Below are 21,771 nucleotides of genomic sequence, written 5' to 3'. Positions count from 1 at the left end.
CAACCTCATGAGCAGCCAGATCATTCCCGTTGAGCCTTTTGATTACGTCGTCTTCGGCGGCAGCGGCGACCTTGCCGAACGCAAGTTGCTGCCCGCGCTCTATCATCGTCAGATCGAAGGCCAATTCGGCGAACCGACCCGCGTGATCGGCGCCTCGCGCAGCCCGTTGACGGATGAGGAATACCGCAAATTCGCCCGCGACGCGCTGAAGGAACACCTGAAGAAGGGCGAGTACGACGAGATGGAAGTGGAGAAATTCTGCGCCCGTCTCTACTATGTCTCGGTCGATGCGCGTGCGGATACCGGCTGGGACCAGTTGAAGAAGCTGCTCGACGAAGGCAGAGATCGGGTGCGCGCCTTCTATCTGGCGGTCGCGCCCGGCATTTTTGGCGACATCTCACAGAAGATCCACGAGCATAAGCTCATCACCAAGTCGACCCGCATCGTCGTCGAGAAGCCGATCGGCCGCGACCTCGCTTCTGCCCTGCAGCTCAACGACACGATCGGCCGCGTCTTCAGGGAAGAGCAGATCTTCCGCATCGACCACTATCTCGGCAAGGAGACGGTGCAGAACCTGATGGCGCTGCGTTTCGCCAATGCGCTCTACGAGCCGCTGTGGAATGCCAACTATATCGACCATGTGCAGATCACCGTGGCGGAATCGGTCGGCCTCGAAGGCCGCGCCGGCTATTACGATACGGCAGGCGCGCTGCGCGACATGGTGCAGAACCACATCCTGCAGCTGCTCTGCCTGACGGCGATGGAGGTGCCTTCGTCGATGGATTCGGAAGCCGTTCGCGACGAGAAGCTGAAGGTGCTGCGGGCGCTGAAGCCGCTCGACGCCTCCAACGTCGAGCAGGCGACGGTCCGCGGCCAGTATCGCGCCGGCGCTTCGGGCAGCGGCCCGGTCAAGGGTTATCTCGAAGAACTCGAAGGCGGCGTCTCGAACACCGAGACCTTCGTCGCCATCAAGGCGGAGATCAACAACTGGCGCTGGGCGGGCGTGCCCTTCTATATCAGAACCGGCAAGCGCCTGACCGGGCGCATGTCCGAGATCGTCATCACCTTCAAGCCGATCCCGCACGCGATCTTCGACCAGGCCGCCGGACGCATCGTCGCCAACCAGCTGATCATTCGCCTGCAGCCGGATGAAGGCGTCAAGCAGTCGCTGATGATCAAGGATCCGGGTCCGGGCGGCATGCGCCTGCGCAATGTCTCGCTCGACATGAGCTTCGCCCAGGCCTTCAACGTCCGCAATCCCGACGCCTACGAGCGTCTGCTGATGGACGTGATCCGTTCCAACCAGACACTGTTCATGCGCCGCGACGAAGTCGAAGCCGCATGGAAATGGGTGGACCCGATCCTCAAGGGTTGGGAAACGACCGGCCAGCAGGTGCAGGGCTATACGGCCGGCACCTGGGGTCCGAGCCAGGCCATCGCGCTGATCGAGCGCGACGGCCGCACCTGGCACGACGACATCTAGGACGAGATCGATGGCATCGACCCTGCATTCCTTCGCCAGTGCCGCAGACCTCGCCGGCAGCCTCGCCGACAAGGTCGCCGACAAGCTTTCGGCGGCAATCGCCGCCCGCGGTGCGGCGTCCATCGCCGTTTCCGGCGGTTCGACGCCGAAGGCCTTCTTCCAGGCGCTTTCAACACGCGACATCGCCTGGGACAAGGTGACGATCACCCTCGTCGACGAACGCTTCGTTCCGGCCGACAATGCGCGCTCGAACCATCTGCTGGTCGATGCCAATCTCCTCCAGAACAAGGCGAAGTCCGCGCGTTTCGTACCGCTTTACCAGCCGGCATCCTCAGTAGAAGAGGCAGCACGGCTCGCGACAGAAAAGAGCGCCGAGATCGGTATCCCTTTCGACGTCGTCATCCTGGGCATGGGCGGCGACGGCCACACGGCCTCGTTCTTTCCCGGCGGCAGCAATCTTGCCCGGGCGCTCGACGCATCGACGCCGCGCGGCATCATCACCATGGAGGCGGAAGGGGCCGGCGAGCCGCGCCTGACCTTTACCTTCTCCAGTCTTCAGGATGCCGCACTCCTGGTGCTCCATATCGAGGGCGAAGGCAAAAAAGACGTACTCGCCAAGGCGGAACGCAGCGGTGACGAGGCAGAAATGCCGATCCGCGCCGTTCTGCGCCGGGCCACTTCCCCGGTCGAGATCTACTGGGCTCCCTGATCGGCCCCAGACCCGGATCCGGATTTCAGGCCGGAGCCGCCGAAACAGATAGAGACAACGAATAAGGCAGGGATTTTCCATGTCCGCTCATGCACGCATTTCTGCGATCACCGATCGCATCGTCGAACGCTCGAAGCCAACCCGCGAGCGCTATCTGGAACGCCTGCGCGCCGCTGCTTCCAAGGGTGTGCAGCGCTCGGTGCTCGGCTGCGCCAACCTCGCTCACGGCTTTGCGGTCTGTTCCCCCGCCGAGAAAGATGCACTCGCCGGCGACCGCATAGCCAATCTCGGCATCATCACCGCCTATAATGACATGCTCTCGGCCCATCAGCCGTTCGAGACCTATCCGGCGATCATCCGTGAGGCGGCCGCCGAGGCAGGCGGTGTCGCACAGGTGGCAGGCGGCGTGCCGGCGATGTGCGACGGCGTCACCCAGGGACAGCCGGGCATGGAGCTGTCGCTCTTCTCGCGCGACCTGATCGCCATGTCGGCGGGCGTCGGCCTGTCGCACAACATGTTCGATGCCGCCCTGTTCCTCGGCGTCTGCGACAAGATCGTGCCGGGCCTCGTCATCGCCGCGCTTTCCTTCGGACACCTGCCGTCTATCTTCGTTCCCGCCGGTCCGATGACGACGGGCCTGCCGAACGACGAGAAGTCGCGCGTGCGCCAGCTCTTCGCCGAGGGCAAGGTCGGGCGCGCCGAGCTCCTGGAGGCGGAGTCGAAATCCTATCATGGTCCCGGCACCTGCACCTTCTACGGCACGGCCAATTCCAACCAGATGCTGATGGAGATCATGGGTTTCCACATGCCGGGTTCCTCCTTCATCAATCCCGGCACGCCGCTGCGCGAAGCGCTGACGCGCGAAGCCGCCAAGCGGGCCTTAGCGATCACCGCGCTCGGCAACGAATTCACGCCGGCCGGCGAGATGATCGACGAGCGCTCGGTCGTCAACGGCGTCGTCGGCCTGCATGCGACCGGCGGCTCGACTAACCACACACTGCACCTCGTCGCCATGGCACGGGCAGCCGGAATCCAGCTCACCTGGCAGGATATTGCCGAGCTTTCGGAAGTCGTGCCGTTGCTTGCCCGCGTCTATCCGAACGGGCTTGCCGACGTGAACCACTTCCAGGCAGCCGGCGGCATGGGTTTCCTCATCAAGGAACTCCTGAAGCACGGCCTAGTGCATGACGACGTGCGCACCGTCTTCGGTCAGGGTCTCGAAGCCTATACGGTCGATGCCCGTCTCGGCGAAAACCGGACCGTGTTGCGCGAGCCCTCGCCGGATAAGAGCCACGATCCGAAGGTGCTCTCCAGCATCGAAACGCCTTTCCAGGCGAATGGCGGGCTGAAGATGCTGCGCGGCAATCTCGGCAAGGCGGTCATCAAGATCTCCGCTGTCAAGCCCGAGCGCCATGTCATCGAGGCGCCGGCGATCGTCTTCCACAGCCAGCAGGAACTGCAGGACGCCTTCAAGGAAGGCAAGCTCAACCGCGATTTCGTCGCCGTCGTGCGCTTCCAAGGTCCGAAGGCGAACGGCATGCCGGAACTGCACAAGCTGACGCCGCCGCTCGGCGTGCTGCAGGATCGCGGCTTCCGTGTGGCGCTCCTGACCGACGGGCGCATGTCCGGCGCCTCCGGCAAGGTGCCGGCGGCGATCCACGTGACGCCGGAAGCGGTGGATGGCGGCCCGATTGCCCGCATCAGGGACGGTGATATCATTCGCCTCGACGCGATCAAGGGCACGCTCGAAGTGCTGGTCGATGCGGCCGATATGGCCGAGCGCGAGCCGGTGAGCGTCGATCTCTCCGATAATGAGTTCGGCATGGGCCGCGAGCTCTTCGCCCCCTTCCGCCGCGCCGTCGGCGCTTCGGATCAAGGCGCCAGCGTGCTCTTCCACTGAGCGTGATCAGGTGCGTATAAGCAAAAACCCGCGGGGCGCGCGTGACGTGCCCCGCGGGTTTTCTATTTGCGATCCGAAACTGCCCGTCAGGCGCGGATATCGAGGACGTAATCCTTGTGCGCCGGGTGCGTGCTATAGACGAAGATCTTGTTTAGCTCCTTCTGCGTCAGCAGGCGCAGGAAGCGGACCTCGATCGTGTTGTTGGCGTTGACCTTCATCAGCAGGCAGCCGACCTTGGTGATGCGGGCATCCGGAATGTCCAGATAGAACTGCTTCGGCAGGTTGAACTGGGTCAGGATTGCGAGTGTCGCGCTGCTCATCGAGATGCGGACAATATCGCAGCGGCGCGAAGCCGCATGCATGACGCCCTTTTCGGTATATTCGATGCGCGCGGCATTCATTGTGTCCTCCATCTTGAACCGCGCCTCGCGGTCATACATGAAGGATTCTTCCTTGCTCAGGAAATGAGATCTTGGCTGTGACGGATTGGAAGCGGCCACGTGCTTATCCCCCTCATAAATCGATGAGGAAAAGGTAGCAGCCGATCTTTAACAGAAAGTGAGAATTCGGCTGCCCCCGCATAATTCCCGGGATTACCACCCCAAAAATGGCCGCCTCATTTCCGGTATGTATGGCCGGTCGCGTCAAAGAGATGCAGCTTCTGCCGGTCGGCGGCAAAGCGCATCTTCTGGCCCTTGTGGACATCGTAGATGCCCGGCAGCTTGACGACGATCGGCTCGCCGGGAACCAGGCCCTCGATGTATAGCAGCGTCACTTCGCCGAGCGCCTCGACGATCGACACTTCGCCCTCGAAAACGTAGTCGGCGCCGTCGGCGATCCTCAGATCCTCTGGGCGAACGCCGAAGCTCGCCCGCTTGCCCTTCTCGGAGCCGTCGGTCGCCACATCTAACGTCACCGACATGCCGCCGGTCAGCGTCACAGTCGTCTGGCTGCCGGTTTGCGCGATCGTCGCCGGAATGATGTTCATGGCGGGCGAGCCAATGAATTTCGCGACGAAGAGGTTGGCTGGGCGCTCGTAGAGCTCAAGCGGCGCACCGACCTGCTCGATATTGCCGGCCGAAAGGACGACGATGCGGTCGGCGAGCGTCATCGCCTCGACCTGGTCGTGGGTCACGTAGATCATCGTCGTATCGGCCATCTGCTCGTTGAGACGGGCAATTTCGATGCGGGTCGCGACGCGTAGCGCCGCATCGAGGTTGGACAGCGGCTCGTCGAAAAGGAAGACCTTCGGATCGCGGCAGATGGCGCGGCCGATCGCCACGCGCTGGCGCTGGCCGCCGGACAGCGCCTTCGGCAGGCGGTCGAGATATTTGGTCAGTTGCAGGCTTTCGGCCGCCGCCCGGACGCGGCGGTCGATCTCCTGCTTGCTTTCGCCGGCGATCTTCATACCGAAGGCCATGTTGTCGTAGACCGTCATGTGGGGATAGAGCGCGTAGGACTGGAAGACCATAGCGATGCCGCGCTTGGACGGCGGCACGTCATTGACCAGCATGCCGTCGATATACATCTCGCCGCCGGTAATCGCCTCGAGACCAGCGATCATGCGCAGAAGCGTGGACTTGCCGCAGCCGGACGGACCGACGAAGACGATGAATTCGCCCTGCTTGATATCGAGGTCGATACCATGGAGGACATCCACGGAACCGTAGGATTTGCGGATGTCCTTCAGTGTCAGTCCAGTCATTTCTCTCTCCCCTCCTGATTTCCGGAGCATGATGGGACATCATGCTCTAACTTCGATTCAGATCCGATCGGGATTTTAGCCCGGCCTCGCCAAAATCATCCTGATTTAGGCGAGACGGGCGAAATACGCCCCCCAGGCCGGAATATCGATCTTGTCGCCATAGTTGTTGCTGGTAAAGCCATGGCCCGTCAATGCCTGCCATTCTCCCGCAGGCAGAGTGACGCTGGTCTCGCCCGGGCTCATGTTGAAAATGCAGAGCAACTTCTCATTGCCGTACTCGCGGGTGAAGACCAGGCTATCGCCCTCGGTCTCTTCGAATTCGATCTCCCCCTTGGCGAAGGCCGGGTAGAGCTTGCGGAAGGCGATGAAGCGGCGATAGTGCTCCAGCACCGAACTCTCGTCGCCCTGCTGGACGTTGACGGCGCGCAGAATATGTTCGACCGGCACCGGCAGCCAGGGCTTGACGGTTGAGAAGCCGCCCTGGGCGACGTGGCTATCCCAGACCATCGGCGTGCGGCAGCCATCGCGGCCTTTGAACTCCGGCCAAAACTGGATGCCATAGGGATCCTGCAGATCCTGATAGGCGAGATCGGCCTCCGTCAGGGCCAGTTCCTCACCCTGATAAAGGCAGACGGAGCCGCGCAGCGTCATAAGCAGCGAGGCATAGAGCTTGGCGAAGGCGTCGTGATCGGCGACCAGCCCGCCCCAGCGGCTGACGTGACGCATGACGTCGTGGTTGGAGAAGGCCCAGCAGGCCCAGCCATCGGGCGCGGCCGCTTCGAAATCCTCCATCACCTCCTCGACGCGCTCCGGCGTCAGCGGATCGGGCGCGAGGAACTCGAAGGCATAACACATATGCATCTTGTCATTGCCGGAGGTATATTCGCCGACGATTTCGAGGCCGCGCTGGCTGTCACCCACCTCGCCGACGGCGGCGATTGCCGGATATTCTTCGAGAACGGAACGGAAGCGCTTCAGGAAGGCAAGGTTTTCCGGCCGGTTCTTGTCGTAGATGTGCTCCTGGAAATTATAGGGGTTGACTGCCGGCGCCGTCGAGGCGTTGCGCCGCTCGGGCGCGAGCGCGGGGTTGTCGCGCAGGAGCGGATCGTGGAAATAGAAATTGATGGTGTCGAGGCGGAAGCCGTCGACGCCGCGATTGAGCCAGAAGCGCACGACATCGAGCAGACGGTCCTGCACTTCCGGATTATGCAGGTTCATATCCGGCTGAGAAGTCAGGAAATTGTGCAGGTAATATTGCATGCGCGTCGGATCCCACGCCCACGCGGAACCGCCGAAGATCGACAGCCAGTTGTTCGGCGGCGAGCCGTCGGGTTTGGCGTCGGCCCAGACATACCAATCTGCCTTGGCGTTGGTCTTGCTGGAACGGCTCTGCACGAACCAGGGGTGCTGGTCCGAGCTGTGGGAGATGACGAGGTCGATCATCACGCGGATGCCGAGGCGGTGGGCCTCAGCGATCATCGTGTCGAAATCCACAAGCGTGCCGAAGATCGAATCGACGTTCTCATAATCGGAAACGTCGTATCCGAAATCGCGCATTGGCGAGGTGAAGAAGGGGGAGATCCAGATTGCGTCGACGCCGAGGCTTGCGACATGCGGCAGGCGGGCGGTGATGCCCTTCAGGTCGCCGATGCCGTCGCCGTTCGAATCCTGGTAGGAGCGCGGATAGATCTGATAGATCACCGCGCCACGCCACCAGTCCTTATCGGGAGTCGAGATCGATTGGGAAGCCACGTTCATGGAATATCCTGTTTGAATTCACGTTCGGAAATGGTCAGCCGCCCTTGACCGAGCCGGCCAGCAGACCACGCACCAGATAACGCTGCAGCCCGAAGAAAACGAGCAGCGGCACGATGATGGTGACGAAGGCCGACGCCGTCAGAATCTCCCAATTGCCGCCGCGAGAACCGAGCAGCGCGTTCAGGCTGCCGGTCAGCACGATGTGGTCTTTGTCGGTGCCGAGGAAGACCATGGCGACAAGCAGGTCGTTCCACACCCACAGGAACTGGAAGATGGCGAAGGAGGCTAGTGCCGGGAAGGACAAGGGCAAAACGATGCGGGTGAAGATCTCGAAATCGCTCGCGCCGTCGACGCGGGCGGATTCGATGATCTCCTTCGGCAGGCCGGCAATATAGGCCCGCAGGAGAAAGATGGCGAGCGGCATACCGAAAGCGGTATGCGCCAGCCAGATGCCGGGATAGGTCTTCGACGGCTGGTTGAGCATATTGCCGACCTCGTTATAGAGGCGCAGAAGCGGGATCAGCGACATCTGCAGCGGCACGACGATGAGGCCGACGACGAGCGCAATCAGCAGCGCGCGACCGGGAAACTCCATCCAGCTCAAGGCATAGGCGGCAAAAGCGGCAATCAGGATCGGGATGATCGTCGCCGGGATGGTCACCGTCAGCGAATTGATGAAGGACTGGCCGATGCCTTCGCCCCTCAGTACCGTGTTGTAGTTCTGCATCGTGAATTCCGGCGGCGCCGAAACGGAGACATAGATGCGCCGCGGCCTTTGATCGGGCGAGAAAGCGGCGTTTTTCATATAGCGATAGCTGCCGTCGCTGTTGATCTGCAGCGTTTCACCGTCGCCGAGATCGGCAGTCTGACCGGCCTCGAAGGCGGCCGGCTGCTGCACGCGATTGCCGAAAGCCTTGACCGAGCGGCCCGTCTGTCCTTCCAGTACATTGCCTGAAATGACGTAGTTGGCACCTTCCTGCTGTTGCTGATCCGGCGTCCCCAGGCGCACGGCGACAGTCTGCGTCGAGCCGACGAAGGACGTCCACCAGCCGGAGACGACGATCTGGTCCTTGTCGCGCAGGGCGCTGACGAAGATGCCGAGCGTCGGGATCAGCCAGATGATGACGATCAGCAGAACGGCAAGGTGAACGAAGAGACGGGCGGGGCCGATCTTGAAGTAACTTCCGACAGCGGTCATCTCAGTGGCCCTTCAGTTCGCGATTGGCGCGGCGCACGTTCCAGATCATGATCGGCGTGACGGCGAGCATGATGATAATGGCGATGACGGCGCTTCGGCCGGAATCGCCGCCGCCGCGGAACATCCAGTCGAACATCAGGTTCGCCAACACCATGGTCTGCCACTGGCCGTTGGTCATGGTTAGCACGATGTCGAAGACCTTCAGGACAAGGATGGTGATCGTCGTCCAGACGACGGCGATGGTGCCCCAGACCTGCGGCACCATGATGCGCCAGAAGATCTGCCAGCCATTGGCGCCGTCGATGACGGCGGCCTCGATCGTCTCCTCGGGAATGCCGCGCAGCGCGGCCGACAGGATGACCATGGCGAAACCGGTCTGGATCCAGATCAGGATGATCATCAGGAAGAAATTGTTCCAGAAGGGAATGGAGATCCACACTTCGGGCGTGCCGCCGAAGAGCTGGACGATGGCGTTCAAGAGGCCGATCTGGACGTCGTTGCCGCCACGATACTCATATATGAATTTCCAGATGACCGAGGCGCCGACGAAGGAGATCGCCATCGGCATGAAGACGATGCTCTTGGCGATATTGCCCCACCAGATGCGATCGGTCATCACCGCGATGACCAGGCCGAAGAAGGTGCAGGCGGCCGGCACCACGGCGAGCCAGAGGATATTGTTGAAGATCGACTGGCGGAATTCGCGGTCGCCGATCGCCCATTTATAGTTGGCGAGACCGACGAACTGCAGACCGGTGCGGTCGTAGAAGGAGAGAATGAAGGTCGCCACGACGGGATAGACGAGGTAGACGAAAAGCAGAAAGAGCGCCGGGCCGAGAAACAGCCATGGCCGGATGACAGCGCGACGGTTGAGATTGCGCGATGCGGCGCGGACGTCGCCGTCGCTCACCGGCAGTGCCATATCCAGGATTTTGTTCGAAAAATAGAAATAGGCCGAGCATGCGACAACGGCGGCGATCACGACGCCCAATGCGGACACTATCTGCAATAGCATTACGTCCCTCCCCTGCTTCCCCTGATCTCATTCCGACCGGTTTTTATTCTGACGGGCCAGCGCCGGTCACCGCCAATATGTGTGCGCACTTGACCACAGTATCCTCAGATGGCCGGACACTGTTGAATCCGGCCACTTGATGCAGACGATGCCGCCGGCAAGCCGGCGGCATATCTGAACGATTACTTGATGCCGTCCCAGGCGCTCTGGATTTCGCCGGCAGCCTCTTCGGCGGACTTGCCGCCGACGAAATCGACCATGCCAGTCCAGAAGGCGCCGGCGCCGATCTTGCCCGGCATCAGGTCGGAACCGTCGAAGCGGAAGGTGGTGGCCGACGTCAGGATCTCGCCTTCCTTCTTCATCTGCGGATTGGCATAGGCCTCGGTGCTGACGCCCTTATATGGCGTCAGGAAGCTCGACTGCGCCATCCAGACCTCGTGCGCGATCGGGGTCTTCAGGAAGTCGACGAAGGCACGGGCCGCCTTCGAGTCCTTGGCGATCGAGACGAGCGTGCCAGCGCCGAGAACCGGCTTGCCGAGTTCCGGTTTCGAGGCGTAGGTCGGCATGTAGAAGAAGTCGGCATCCTGGCCGAGCTTCGTGCCTTCTGGGAAGAAGGACGGAATGAACGAAGCCTGATGGTGCATGTAGCACTTCGGCGGAACGGCGAAGAGACCCTTCGGGCTGTCGCGGAAATCGGTCGAAGCCACCGCAGCCACGCCGCCATCGACATATTTCTCGTTCTTGGCGAACTTGCCGAATTCGTCGATGGCCGCAACGACGGCCGGATCGGTGAACTTCAGTTCGTTGGTCGTCCACTTGTCATAAGCTTCCGGCGGCTGCATGCGCAGCATGATGTCCTCGACCCAGTCGGTCGCCGGCCAGCCGGTGGCGCCGCCGGAACCGAGGCCGATGCACCAGGGAACGCCGCCATCCTTGACGATCTGATCGGTCAGGGCATGCAACTCTTCCATGGTCGTCGGGATCTTGTAACCGGCTTCCTCGAAATTCTCCGGCACATACCACACCAGCGACTTGACATCGGCCTTGTATGGGAAGGCGTAGAAGGCTTCCTTGCCATCCTTGCCCTTATAGGTGCCGTAACCGACCCAGCTGTCGCCGGCGCCGTAATTATCCTTGATCCATTTGGAGTTGTCATCACCGAGCGGTGTCAGGAAGCCCTTGCCGGCGAGATCGGCGAGAAGGCCCGGCTGCGGCAGAATGGCGATGTTCGGCGGCGAGCCCGCCTGGGTGTCGATGACGATCTGCTGCTCGTAGTTTTCGGAGGAAGAGTATTTCGCGTCGATGCCGGTTGCTTCGGTGAAATAGGCGAGAACGCTCATGAAGAACGCCTCGTCCTCGCCGCGCCATGGGCCGAAGATCGTCAGCGGCTGACCTTTCAGATCGGCATGCGCGGCCTTGAATTCGTCATAGCTCTTCCAGTTGAACTTGGAATCCTGTCCTGGCGCAAACTTCAGGTCGGCCGCGGACGCAGCACCGGCAAAAAGCGCTGCAACGGCAACGCCCATCAAAAATGACTTTTTCATGTGATCAACCTCCCATCACAATCCCAACCGCGCCGAATTCCTCTTCAAAAGAAATTTCAAAGCGCTTTGACAACCGAACTCATTCCACTGTCGGTGGACCCGAGTCAAGTTAATTCGCCAAATCCGCTGTGGACCCGCGCGAAATCGCAGGCGCAGCAGCGCCTATCCGGGAAATATGGAGCGATTTTTCTTGAGTCAAGCGCGCGAGATGATACATAATTGAAAGCGCTTTGGGTGCCATTGGGAGGTGGCAAGCCTTTGAAGTGGCTGACGGGCGGCCGGGAGGAAGCATAGCAGGTGAATCTCAAACAGCTATCGGAATTGCTGGGGCTTTCGCAGACGACGGTGAGCCGGGCGCTCAACGGTTATCCCGAGGTCAACGAAGCGACCCGGGAGCGCGTGCTCCAAGCCGTCAAGGAAACCGGATACCGGCCGAACAAGGCCGCCCAGCGGCTTGCGACCGGCAAGGCAGGCTCAATCGGCCTCGTCATGCCGACGGCGCCGGGCCACCAGTCCGACGTGCATTTCGGCGAATTTCTGGCCGGGCTCGGCGAGGAGGCCGTGCGCCACGATTTCCATTTCGTCATTATGCCGTCTGATCCCGATGATGAGGTGGCGGCGCTTCGGCGGCTTGCGATCAGCGGCAATGTCGACGCGCTGTTCATCGCCTACATGCGGGCTCACGACCCGCGGCTCGCCATGCTGAAATCGCTCGCGATGCACTACGTCGTGCACGGCCGCTCCTTCGGTGCGGAGCCGGATTATCCCTTTCTCGACATCGACAATGAAGGGGCCTTCTACGATGCGACGCGGCTCTTGCTGCAGCTCGGCCATACGCGCTTTGCCTTGATGAACGGGCCGATGCATCTCGATTTCGCCATCCGCCGAAGGAACGGCGTCATCTCAGCCCTTGGCGAACGCGGCCTCACGCTCGAGGAGGATTGCATGAGCCACGCGCTCATGACGGACGAACAGGGCCTGCTGGCGATGGAACGGTTTCTGCAACTGCCGGAGCGGCCGACGGCGATCCTCTGTTCCAGCACGGTGATGGCGCTCGGGGCGATCCGCGCGGTCAACCAGGCGGGTTTGCGGCTCGGTGAGGACATTTCGCTGATTGCCCACGACGACGTGCTGCCGCTGTTGAAGCCGGAAAGCTTCTCGGTGCCGCTGACGACAACACGCTCTTCGCTGCGGGCGGCGGGTGTGCGTATCGCGCAGCGGCTGATCGGCACGGTGAAGCAGGCCGGCCCCTTCCCCGACCAGGAACTCTGGAAGACCGAGCTGATCGTCAGGGCCTCGACCGGCCCTGCGCCGCAGCGGCCGTAATCATAATCAGAACTGCGGCGGTGTCTGCCCCGCAGTGCGATGGGCGGCGATGACCGTATTGGCCATCAGCATGGCGATGGTCATCGGTCCGACGCCGCCCGGCACCGGGGTGATGGTGCTGGCGACAGCAGAGACCTCGGCGAAGGCGACGTCGCCGACGAGCCGGGTCTTGCCCTCGCCCCTGTCGGGGGCCGGCACGCGATTGATGCCGACGTCGATCACAGTCGCGCCCGGCTTGACCCAATCGGCCTTGACCATCTCCGGCCGGCCGACGGCAGCCACCAGAATATCGGCGTTGCGGCAGACTTCGGCGAGGTTTTTCGTTCTCGAATGGGCCATCGTCACCGTCGCATTGGCGTTGAGCAGCAATTGCGCCATCGGCTTGCCGAACAGGTTGGAACGGCCGATGACGACGGCGTTGAGGCCGGAGAGATCCTCGCCGTGGGTACGACGGACGAAGACCATGGCGCCGGCCGGCGTGCAGGAGACCAGCCCGGTCTTCAGGTCACCAGTGGCGAGCTTGCCGGCATTGACGACACTCAGGCCGTCGACATCCTTTTCCGGCAGGATCGACTGGATGATCGGCTCGCTGTCAAGCGGCTTCGGCAAGGGCAATTGCACCAGGATGCCATGGATCGACGGATCGGCGTTGAGGGTGGCGACGAGGCCCGCCAGTTCCTCCTGCGTCGTCTCGGCTGGCAGCGTGTGCTGCACAGACTTGAAGCCGCATTCCTTGGCCATGCGGCTCTTGGAACCGACATAGGCGTGACTTGCCGGGTCGTCGCCGACGATGATGACCGCAAGACCGGTGGTCACGCCGCTGCTTTTTTCCAGCGCTGCCGTCGCACTCTTGACCGTCTGAATTACCGATGCAGCTACGTTCTTGCCGTCGATTACTGTCGCCACGCGTCTCTCCGCCCTGTTTCACGTCAATCTATTGATAGTTGACGAGTGTCAAATGCCCGCTAACGCCCTATCCTGTCGGAAAGCGGCAAGGCAATATCAAACTTGCAAGGAAATGTTGGTTCAGCGCAGCGGCGGCCGCGTTTCCATCACATGAACGCGGAGCCGGTCCCGCAGGCCCGAGATTTCGGAGCGCAGCACTTCCATCTCGTCGACCGCCGCCGGCGCCGGCACGGGCGATGGTGGCGGAGAAGGGACCAAAGAGGACGCCGGTAAATCGGTTGCGGTAGCCGCGACGGATTTGCGTGAGGACAGCAGGAAGGCCAGGGCAAAGCCGATTGCCAGGCCTGCAGCGGCTCCGGCCAGCGCGCGGCCGGTCAGACCATTCGTTGGCGATAGCGCCGAGGCCAACGGCGGCTTCATCAAGACCATATGACCGTCGTCGGCAGCTCCCGATGCGGACCCTGACTGCTCCAGCCGCGAGCGGGCGGCATTCGCCTTTTCGCGCAGCTCGGTCAACCGGGACAGATCGACGCCAGTATCCCGGCTCTGGGCGATCAGCGTGTTGCGGCGGTCGTTCAGGCCCTTGCGCGCATCAACCGCCGCCTTGGCAGCCGCATTGGCGAGCTGAGCGAGCCGAACAAGCTCCTTGCCCATGTTTTGCTTGAGACCATCCGTTTCAGCCTGCTGTTGCAACAGGCGCGGATGGCGCGGGCCAAGCTCGGCCGAAAGCTGCGCAAGCGTCGTCCTTGCAACCGCATATTTGTCCCGCCAGTCCTGCAGCGCCGGCGAGAGCATGTCGGAGGGGAGCGAACCATCCAGCACGCCCGCAAGTTTTGCCGCCTTCAACCGGTCGGTCTGCGCCTTTGCGGCAAGAATGTTTTGGTCTGCCTGTTTCAGATCGGCGTCGAGCCGATCGATCTGACCGCGAAGGTCGATCGCCACCTTGACGTTGCCCTCGCCGCTCTTTGCCGTAAAAGCGACAAGCTCCGCCTTGGCCTCATCATAGGCCTTGCGCAGGGCAGTATCGGATTCGGCGCTCCTGCCGTCGCCGCTGCCTGTGGAAACCGTTTCGGCAAGCCGTGCGGCGATGCGCATTGATTTGCCGCTGTCGCCGGTCGTCACCCTGACGAGGATCGTACCGGCGACCGGATCGGGCACGATCTCGATCGCTTGTTTCAGCGCGGCCTCGGCGCGCGAGGCCGGATCGGCGGCAGCACCGGTGGCCGAGAGGAGATCGAACGCGACACCAAGCGCATTGGTGCTGGAGCCGGCAAATTCCGGATCGTGATCAAGTTTCAGCGCAGCGACCGTCGAGGCCACCATGCGCGCCGACAGCAGCCCTTTCGCCGCAGCCTGCGTGAAGGCGGCGCGGCTGGCCGCATCCGTCTTTACCACCAGCGTCGTCTCGGCACGGTGGAGGACCGGCGCGACCGGCATCAGCGCCGACAGGCCCGCGCCAAGGATCGTCGCGGCAACGACAGTCATGACAAGGCCGAAGCGGCCGGTGCGCCGGCGCGGCTCGAACGGCCCGGGCCTGGCAAGATCATCCCGGATCGCGGCCGGAATCGCCGGCGCTTCAATTGCAGCGCTCGGCTCTGCATAACCGGCCGGCTCCGGCGGACGGCCGATATCGTTGGCGGCCTGAAGGCGATTGCCGAGGATGGTTTCGATGCGGTCGACCAGCGGGGCCGGGCGCGCCGCTTTTACGCGCTGCTCTTCCAGCGCGCGGCCGATGGCACGCAGAAGTTCGGCCTCGGGCGGCGCGATATCGGGCCTGGCCGATCGCGGCGGGCGATAAGTATGATCTAAGGGACGCGGCCCTGCGGCTGCGCGATCCTGGAAGCTGCTTCTGGCCCTGATATCGTACATTTGCGCCACATCTCATGCACATGATGGCCGAGTTCGCTCATCCGCACGCGATGCAGATGATTAAGCTACCCTAAATAACCATGGCAAAGAAATGGTTAACCGCAGCCGGCGAGAATTACCGTCGCCCGAGATCGATAGCGCTCCCGGCGCGACAAGAAACGCGCGGGCTCAGCTCGCTTTCTTGCGGTCGGCCGGCGCCTGCAAGACGCTGCTGCGGCGCTCTTCCGGGTGGTTGAGAATTCTTTCGCGCCGGCGGAAGCGATAGCGCAGGACATGGAAGAGGAAGACCGGAATGCCGACGACATAACGCCGCCAGAGGCGCGCTGGCTCCTGGACCAGGCGATAGGCCCATTCCAGACGCATCATCCGCACGGTTTTCGGCGCCCGCGGGACGGCGCCGGAGACGAAATCGAAGAGAGCGCCAACCGTCAGCACCAGACGCGCATGGTCGGCACGGATGTTGTCGTGGACCCATTTCTCCTGAAGCGGCGTCCCCATGCCGACGATCAGGATATCGAGCTTCTGGCGCTCGATCTCGTCGATGACATCGGTGGAATCGACCTTGTCGAAAAAACCGTCGGAAATGACGACAAATTCATGCCAGGGCGTGTGCTTGCGGAAATTTACCGCCGCGGCCTCGACGACGGAGCGCTTGCCGCCGATCAAGCCGATGCGGCGCGGCGCCTCCATGAAGGTGAGGAAGGCCGGCACGAAATCGGTGCCGTTCAGATTGGCGGGAAACGGGCCGCCATGGGCGATCTGCGAGGCGATGTTGAGGCCGATACCATCAGGCAGCACCAGATTGTTTGACATGATCCGGTAATATTCATCGTCGCGCAGCGCCGTCAGCATGTTATGGGCGTTCACGAAGCAAACCACGGTCTGGCCGACGGGAATGGAAGCGAGCTCGTTGATAAAAACGAGGGCATCGTCCCAGCCGAGATCGCAGACGGGCAGATCGAAGATCGTCCGCCGCGATGCAAGCACCGCGAAGTTTGCAATCAAATTCATTCCTACCTCCTGCCGAGGTTGCGTCATGCGCCCGACATCCCGGAAAACAAGCCGATATCCGCAATCGGGGGCCTCGAAAAGGGCCGGTCGCGTCAGGCATGGAACGGCGTCGCTCCGAACGCGGAAACGGCGCATGCCAAGCTGTGACAGCTGATATAGCAGGACGGTTTCAAACAACCCTTAGGAAAATTCCTTGAATTTTGATGCTCGCATAAGTGGTTTATTAACCAAATGCGGCCCAACGAAAACGGCGCCCGAAGGCGCCGTTTGTGCATCCAAAGCGCGTCGCGATCTTTCAGATTCGCTCCTCGCGCTTTAGCCCTTTGTTTTTGGGCATGTCGTGATCGCAAAAACCGCTGCAGACAGTTGCGCACGGCACGCTCCGTGATTCGTTATGTCAATGGACGGCCGGGGCCGGCGCTCCCTCGACAGACGCGCCTTCGACGATCTTGACCGGTGCGCCGAGCTTCTTCGGCTCACCGGACGAATTTTGCTTGATCTCTTGCTTGGAGAGATAGTCGAGCTGCTCCAGCATCACGTCGGCGACATACTCGCCGCCGAGGCGCTCGTTCATGCCCTTCTTGATCTCCTCGCGGAAGGCTTTCGGATCGAAGGATTTGATGTGGGCTAGATCGACCATCTTGTTGCCGACGAGCAGGCTGAAAAGTTGGTCGGTCGTCATCTCGGCCAGCGGCAAGGTAACGCCCTTCATCATGTCCTTGTTCATCATGAATGAGATGCGGCTGATGAAATAACCAGTAACTGCGCCGTCTGAGATAACGGGCACAGTGATCATTTCACCCTTCACCAGTTCGAGCGCGCTCTGCTTGGAATCCGTTACAGCGGGTGCCGGCGCCGTCGCCAGGTACACCGAAAAATAGACCGAGGCCAAGGTGATGGCGCAAACCCAGATACCGGTGAGGACGAGCTTGACCATCAGTTTCCACGCGCGGCGAATTGTTCCTGGGAATAGGTGCCGTCGGCGTCGGCGTCCTGAACCGCATTCTTCAGGAGGTCGGCCACGGCACGAACCGCTTCGAGATGCGCCTCGACACGCCGGGCGTTGAGAACCAGCTTCTTTTTCAGGCCGTGCAGCTGATCGAGATGGGCAGCGGCAAGCTCGGCCGGATCGGTATCGCGGAACAGCATCGACAGCTCATAGAGGCAGCGGCTCTTGTGCGCGTTGGAGACCTTGAGATCGAACTGCGGATCATTGCCGATCCGGGTGTTCTCATTGTCGATGATCATCTCGAGGCGTCCGAGAACGGATTTAATTCTGTATTCGTTCGAAACTATTTCCATTGTACCCTCGGTTATGCGTCGCTTTGAGCATGATGCCGAAAAGTGCGGTTTTCGGTCGACATCCGCTCTGATTATCTCATTGGGAACAGGATCCAGATTTTAGGCCAACGGGCCGGAAATCACCCTGTTCTATCTGGCTTGGATTCGGCAGTCGGTGTGCCGAAAGTCCTGCGCTGGAAGTCGTCGATCATGCTGAGCGCGGTGTTGCGGTCGTCATTATCGGTCGCGGCATTAACGATCTTGCCTTCCTGACGGCGCAGAAGTTCGCTGTACATCTGCTTGGCGATGCCGATGCCGTCGCCCTTGGCCATGGTGTTGCCGAGCTGTTCGGCCATCATGCCTTTCCAGATATCGCCGGTCGCGCCCTTGCCGTAGACGTCTTCACTTTCGCTCGGCAGCATCGACTTGACGAAGTTCTGCAGCACCATGGCCTCGAACTTCCGGTAGCTTTCCGGAACTTCCTCGGTCTTGGCGCGGTTTTGGATGTTGGCAAGGCCGCTCTTCTGGCCAATATGATCGAGAACGTCGACCGTATTGGAAAAGCCCTTGCCGTTCTCGGCGAGGCTCGTTGCGGCAAAGGCCGCGCGATTTGCCTTCAGTTTTTCCTGGGCCGCCTGAACCTCCATGGGGTCGGCAGCTTTGACCACGTCCAGGACCAGATCACTGGGGGGCGAAATAGCCACGTTACAATCCTCTGAATTAAGATCGTAACGATTATGGTTTTCGAAGCTTGCTGGAGGCTGGTGTTGCGAATTGCTGATCGATCACATCATAAACGGCATTGTCGTCGGCCTCGCGGCGCTCCGCATCGAGGGCATCTTTCATGCCCTCTTCCAGCCGGTCGGCCTTGGCGCGCTCGCGCGTCAGCCGCATCTCGTGGATCTGCTGCATGCCGGTCAGCTGCTGATCCTTAATGGTGAGCCTGCCGAATCGATCGGCATAGTTTTGCGAGAAAGCGTGGTGGACAGGGTCCATCGATCCTAGCGCGACGATGACGTCATCCATCGCCGCATTGACCTCGATGCGTTGACGGCTGGTTTCGGCCAGGTCGTTCTCCGCCATCCTCTCGATGTGCCGTTGCACCGACAGGAGACGCTTGAGCTTCTGGGAACGGTTCTTCTCGATCATGACAGCCTCATCGCCCGATATAGATCGAAGCGAAGGATTGGCCGAACTGGCTGACCAGCGCCGCAATCGAGAAATAAATCAGAAAGAGCCCGCCGAGCAGCAGATAGGGCGTGGAAATGAAGTAGACCGGGATCTGCGGCGCCAGCTTGTTGATGAAGCCGATCGAGACATTGAAGATCAGGCCGTAGATCAGGAATGGGCTCGACAGCCGCAACATGATGTAGGTCGTCTGCTCCAGCGTGTCGGTGAAAGAGATCAACGTCGCGCGCATCTGCACCAGGCCGCCGAAAGGCATGGTCGTGTAGGAATCGATCAGCGCGCGGAAGACGATGTGATGGAAATCCATGATGAAGAGAATCATGATGCCGGCAAAAGTGATGAAGGCCGAAAGGCTGGTCTCCGGAGTGTCTTCGATGACATCGACGGAACCCGGCTGGGTATAGCCGACCATCATCGCGATGATCGAGGCGGCGAACTGCATGCCGAGCGTATAGATCCTGGCCAGCATGCCGTACATCACGCCGACCAGTGATTCGCTGAAAATCAGGCCGATATAGGTCCCCGCTCCCGTGTGAACGGCCGGGTAAACGGTGTCCCAGAGCAGCGGCATGACGGCGATCGACAGGGCGACGGCAATGAAGAGGCGCAGCTGCTCGGGCACGCGCGCCGAGGAAAAACCTGGAAGAGCCAGCACACAGCCGCCGATCCGGCAGAAAACCAGAAACAGCGCGAGGACCGTCCCTTGCGGGTCTGCTATCATGAAATCGAGCCCAAAATCTTTATCTCGATGCCCTTGGCCAATTCGACATGCGACAGGACCGGGAGCGTGGCGAACAGCCGTTCGATGATCATGCGCACATAGGAGCGTGTTTCCGGCGATGTGACAAGGGCGAATGGCAGGCCGCGGTCCATGAACTCACGGATAACTTTGCTCGCCTGCTCGCTGAACTCCTCCAGGCTGCGCGGATCGATGTCGAATTCGATGACCTCGCCCTTGGCATCGCGCTTCAGCGCCTGGTGGAAGGCGAGATCCCACTTGCTGCCGAGCCTGAGCACACGCAGGACGCCATTATCGGCGAGATCGCCGCAGAGCTGCTGAGCCATGCGGATGCGGACGTGCTCGACGATCTGCTCGGTCTTCCTGACATGCGGGGCAAGCTCGGCCACCGCTTCGAGAATGAGGTGCAGGTTGCGGATCGAAACGCGCTCGGCAAGCAGGAGCTTGAGCACCGCCTGCAGGCCCGAATAGGACATGTGCGACGAGCAGATCTCATCGGCGAGCTTCTTGTATTCAGGATCGAGCCGATCGATTAAAACCTTGACGTCCTTGTAGGACAGAAGCTGCGGCAGGTTATTGCGAATAACCTCGCTCATATGCGTGAGCACGACGGAGACGTTGTCGATCGGCTGAAAACCTTCGCGTTTCAGATCGTCAGCGAAGTTTTCGAGGATCGAGACGGCCGGCATGCCGAAAGCGGGTTCGCGGATTTCATCGCCGGGAATGCTGGGCTTGCGGCCGGCGCCGGTGACGACGAGGACTTCGCCGACACGCAGCAGGTTGGAGGCGACCGTCGTGCCGTGGATGCGGATCTGATAGGACTTCTCGGCGATGGCGATGTCGTCCGTGACCTTGATCTCAGGCACGACGAAACCGTATTGCGTGGCGAACTTCTTGCGCATCTTGCCGACGCGGAACGCCAGCTCCTGATGAGCGCCAAGCAGGCGCGTCGAGACCATCTTGCCGAGTGCGAGCTCGATTTCGGAGGTGCGGAGCACCGATTTGACCGAGTCCTTTTCCAGCTCCTTGCTCTGGACGACCTTCTTTTCCTCCTGCTCGCGGCGAAGCTTGTTTTCAGCCTCGACCTGGCGCGGAATGAACCAGGCGCCGAAAGCGAGAAGGCTGCCGAGGATCACGAAGGGGACGAACGGCAGACCCGGCATCAGGGCCAGGACCAACATCAACACGGCCGAGACGGAAAGCGCGCGGGGATAACCGCTCAACTGATTGACAACAGCCTGGTCGGTGGAGCCGGTGGTGCCACCGCGGGAGACGAGAAGGCCGGCTGCGAGCGAAACGATCAGGGCCGGCATTTGCGAGACGAGGCCGTCGCCGACCGAGAGCTTGACGAACACGTCGGCCGCCTCGCCGATCGGCATGCCGTGGCGGAAATAGCCGATGATGATGCCGCCGAAGACGTTGATGGCGGTGATGATGAGGCCGGCAACGGCGTCACCGCGCACGAATTTCGACGCACCGTCCATCGCCCCGAAGAAGGAGCTCTCCTCTTCGAGCTCCTTGCGCCGGCGCTGAGCTTCCTTTTCGTCGATGATGCCGGCCGAGAGGTCGGCGTCGATCGACATCTGCTTGCCGGGGATGGCATCGAGAGTGAAACGCGCGCCGACTTCGGCGATGCGCGTGGCGCCCTTGGTGATGACGATGAAGTTGATGGTGATGAGGATCAGGAAGACGATCAGACCGATGACGAAGTCGCCGGACATGACAAGACTCGCGAAACCGGCGATGACGCCGCCGGCCGCATCGTGGCCCTCGTTGCCGTGAGACAGGATGACGCGGGTGGTGGCGATGTTGAGCGCCAGCCGGGTCATCGTCGCGATCAGCAGAATGGTCGGGAAGGACGAGAAATCGAGCGGCTTCTGGATCCACAGCGCGACCATCAGGATCAGCACCGAGAAGGCGATCGAGAAGGCCAGCCCCATATCGATCAGGAACGGCGGGATCGGCAGGAAGAGAATGCAGATGATGACGATGATGCCGAGGGCAAAACCGACATCGCGCAGGCTCGGGGCGACTTTCGGAAGGGGGAGTGCAGGTGGTTGCGCCATTACGAATCCGTCTCTTCATGAGAGGAGGCGGACATGCGGTCCGCCCAGTTCGGATCGAGAGTTAAATGGCGAA

19 protein-coding genes are annotated in these 21,771 nt (G+C 61.3%); 4 read left to right on the top strand and 15 right to left on the bottom strand.

Annotation, left to right across the window (positions count from 1 at the left end; translation table 11 throughout):
* Positions 1–7 precede the first annotated feature (7 nt).
* The 3 genes from zwf (at position 8) to edd (ending at position 4,092) form a co-directional block, all read left to right on the top strand.
* Positions 8–1,483 carry a glucose-6-phosphate dehydrogenase gene (zwf, locus tag GA0061105_RS24875; RefSeq protein ID WP_092753540.1) on the top strand — a complete coding sequence of 492 codons (1,476 nt, stop codon included), beginning with the start codon at positions 8–10 and terminating at the stop codon, positions 1,481–1,483.
* A gap of 10 nt (positions 1,484–1,493) precedes the next feature.
* Positions 1,494–2,192, top strand: coding sequence for a 6-phosphogluconolactonase (gene pgl, locus GA0061105_RS24870; protein ID WP_092753538.1), 699 nt, complete (start codon positions 1,494–1,496; stop codon positions 2,190–2,192).
* A gap of 79 nt (positions 2,193–2,271) precedes the next feature.
* The gene (edd, locus tag GA0061105_RS24865) at positions 2,272–4,092 is read left to right on the top strand and encodes a phosphogluconate dehydratase (RefSeq protein WP_092753536.1); all 1,821 of its coding nucleotides are present in this window, start codon (positions 2,272–2,274) and stop codon (positions 4,090–4,092) included.
* An 86-nt stretch (positions 4,093–4,178) separates the two neighbouring features.
* Here edd and GA0061105_RS24860 read toward each other — a convergent pair whose 3' ends face one another.
* The 6 genes from GA0061105_RS24860 to GA0061105_RS24835 all read right to left on the bottom strand — a co-directional run bounded on the left by GA0061105_RS24860 (position 4,179) and on the right by GA0061105_RS24835 (position 11,312).
* Positions 4,179–4,532, bottom strand: a complete 354-nt coding sequence (locus tag GA0061105_RS24860) for a hypothetical protein (protein ID WP_009996042.1) — start codon at positions 4,530–4,532, stop codon at positions 4,179–4,181.
* A gap of 176 nt (positions 4,533–4,708) precedes the next feature.
* Positions 4,709–5,797 (bottom strand): ABC transporter ATP-binding protein, encoded by a 1,089-nt coding sequence (locus GA0061105_RS24855; RefSeq protein ID WP_092753534.1) that lies wholly within the window; start codon positions 5,795–5,797, stop codon positions 4,709–4,711.
* Positions 5,798–5,902: 105 nt separating this feature from the next.
* Complete coding sequence (gene bglA, locus GA0061105_RS24850; RefSeq protein ID WP_092753532.1) at positions 5,903–7,555, bottom strand: beta-galactosidase BglA; 1,653 nt, start codon at positions 7,553–7,555, stop codon at positions 5,903–5,905.
* 34 nt (positions 7,556–7,589) lie between these two features.
* Positions 7,590–8,753: a carbohydrate ABC transporter permease gene (locus GA0061105_RS24845; RefSeq protein WP_092753530.1), complete on the bottom strand. Its 1,164-nt coding sequence runs from the start codon at positions 8,751–8,753 to the stop codon at positions 7,590–7,592.
* Position 8,754: 1 nt separating this feature from the next.
* Positions 8,755–9,768: a carbohydrate ABC transporter permease gene (locus GA0061105_RS24840; RefSeq protein WP_092753528.1), complete on the bottom strand. Its 1,014-nt coding sequence runs from the start codon at positions 9,766–9,768 to the stop codon at positions 8,755–8,757.
* Positions 9,769–9,950: 182 nt separating this feature from the next.
* Positions 9,951–11,312 (bottom strand): ABC transporter substrate-binding protein, encoded by a 1,362-nt coding sequence (locus GA0061105_RS24835; RefSeq protein WP_092753526.1) that lies wholly within the window; start codon positions 11,310–11,312, stop codon positions 9,951–9,953.
* 297 nt (positions 11,313–11,609) lie between these two features.
* On the opposite strand from GA0061105_RS24835, the gene GA0061105_RS24830 reads away from it, so the two are divergent.
* Complete coding sequence (locus tag GA0061105_RS24830) at positions 11,610–12,638, top strand: LacI family DNA-binding transcriptional regulator (RefSeq protein ID WP_064693856.1); 1,029 nt, start codon at positions 11,610–11,612, stop codon at positions 12,636–12,638.
* A gap of 6 nt (positions 12,639–12,644) precedes the next feature.
* Here GA0061105_RS24830 and folD read toward each other — a convergent pair whose 3' ends face one another.
* The 9 genes from folD to flhA all read right to left on the bottom strand — a co-directional run bounded on the left by folD (position 12,645) and on the right by flhA (position 21,698).
* The gene (gene folD, locus GA0061105_RS24825) at positions 12,645–13,544 is read right to left on the bottom strand and encodes a bifunctional methylenetetrahydrofolate dehydrogenase/methenyltetrahydrofolate cyclohydrolase FolD (RefSeq protein ID WP_064693855.1); all 900 of its coding nucleotides are present in this window, start codon (positions 13,542–13,544) and stop codon (positions 12,645–12,647) included.
* A 120-nt stretch (positions 13,545–13,664) separates the two neighbouring features.
* Positions 13,665–15,413, bottom strand: coding sequence for a GumC domain-containing protein (locus GA0061105_RS24820; RefSeq protein WP_092753524.1), 1,749 nt, complete (start codon positions 15,411–15,413; stop codon positions 13,665–13,667).
* A 168-nt stretch (positions 15,414–15,581) separates the two neighbouring features.
* Positions 15,582–16,424, bottom strand: coding sequence for a WecB/TagA/CpsF family glycosyltransferase (locus GA0061105_RS24815; RefSeq protein WP_064693853.1), 843 nt, complete (start codon positions 16,422–16,424; stop codon positions 15,582–15,584).
* A gap of 397 nt (positions 16,425–16,821) precedes the next feature.
* Positions 16,822–17,361, bottom strand: coding sequence for a hypothetical protein (locus tag GA0061105_RS24810; RefSeq protein ID WP_064693852.1), 540 nt, complete (start codon positions 17,359–17,361; stop codon positions 16,822–16,824).
* The gene (locus GA0061105_RS24805; protein ID WP_003556590.1) at positions 17,361–17,726 is read right to left on the bottom strand and encodes a hypothetical protein; all 366 of its coding nucleotides are present in this window, start codon (positions 17,724–17,726) and stop codon (positions 17,361–17,363) included. The genes GA0061105_RS24810 and GA0061105_RS24805 overlap by 1 nt, the downstream gene beginning before the upstream one ends.
* Before the next feature lie 119 nt (positions 17,727–17,845).
* Positions 17,846–18,409, bottom strand: coding sequence for a rod-binding protein (locus GA0061105_RS24800; RefSeq protein ID WP_064693851.1), 564 nt, complete (start codon positions 18,407–18,409; stop codon positions 17,846–17,848).
* Positions 18,410–18,440: 31 nt separating this feature from the next.
* Positions 18,441–18,854 carry a hypothetical protein gene (locus GA0061105_RS24795; RefSeq protein WP_092753522.1) on the bottom strand — a complete coding sequence of 138 codons (414 nt, stop codon included), beginning with the start codon at positions 18,852–18,854 and terminating at the stop codon, positions 18,441–18,443.
* A 7-nt stretch (positions 18,855–18,861) separates the two neighbouring features.
* Positions 18,862–19,614, bottom strand: a complete 753-nt coding sequence (fliR, locus tag GA0061105_RS24790) for a flagellar biosynthetic protein FliR (RefSeq protein WP_064693849.1) — start codon at positions 19,612–19,614, stop codon at positions 18,862–18,864.
* Positions 19,611–21,698, bottom strand: a complete 2,088-nt coding sequence (gene flhA, locus GA0061105_RS24785; RefSeq protein WP_064693848.1) for a flagellar biosynthesis protein FlhA — start codon at positions 21,696–21,698, stop codon at positions 19,611–19,613. The genes fliR and flhA overlap by 4 nt, the downstream gene beginning before the upstream one ends.
* Positions 21,699–21,771 lie beyond the last annotated feature (73 nt).

It is taken from the genome of Rhizobium aethiopicum (assembly GCF_900094625.1).
GTDB lineage: Bacteria > Pseudomonadota > Alphaproteobacteria > Rhizobiales > Rhizobiaceae > Rhizobium > Rhizobium aethiopicum.
This window is presented reverse-complemented; position numbering and strand designations above follow the sequence as displayed.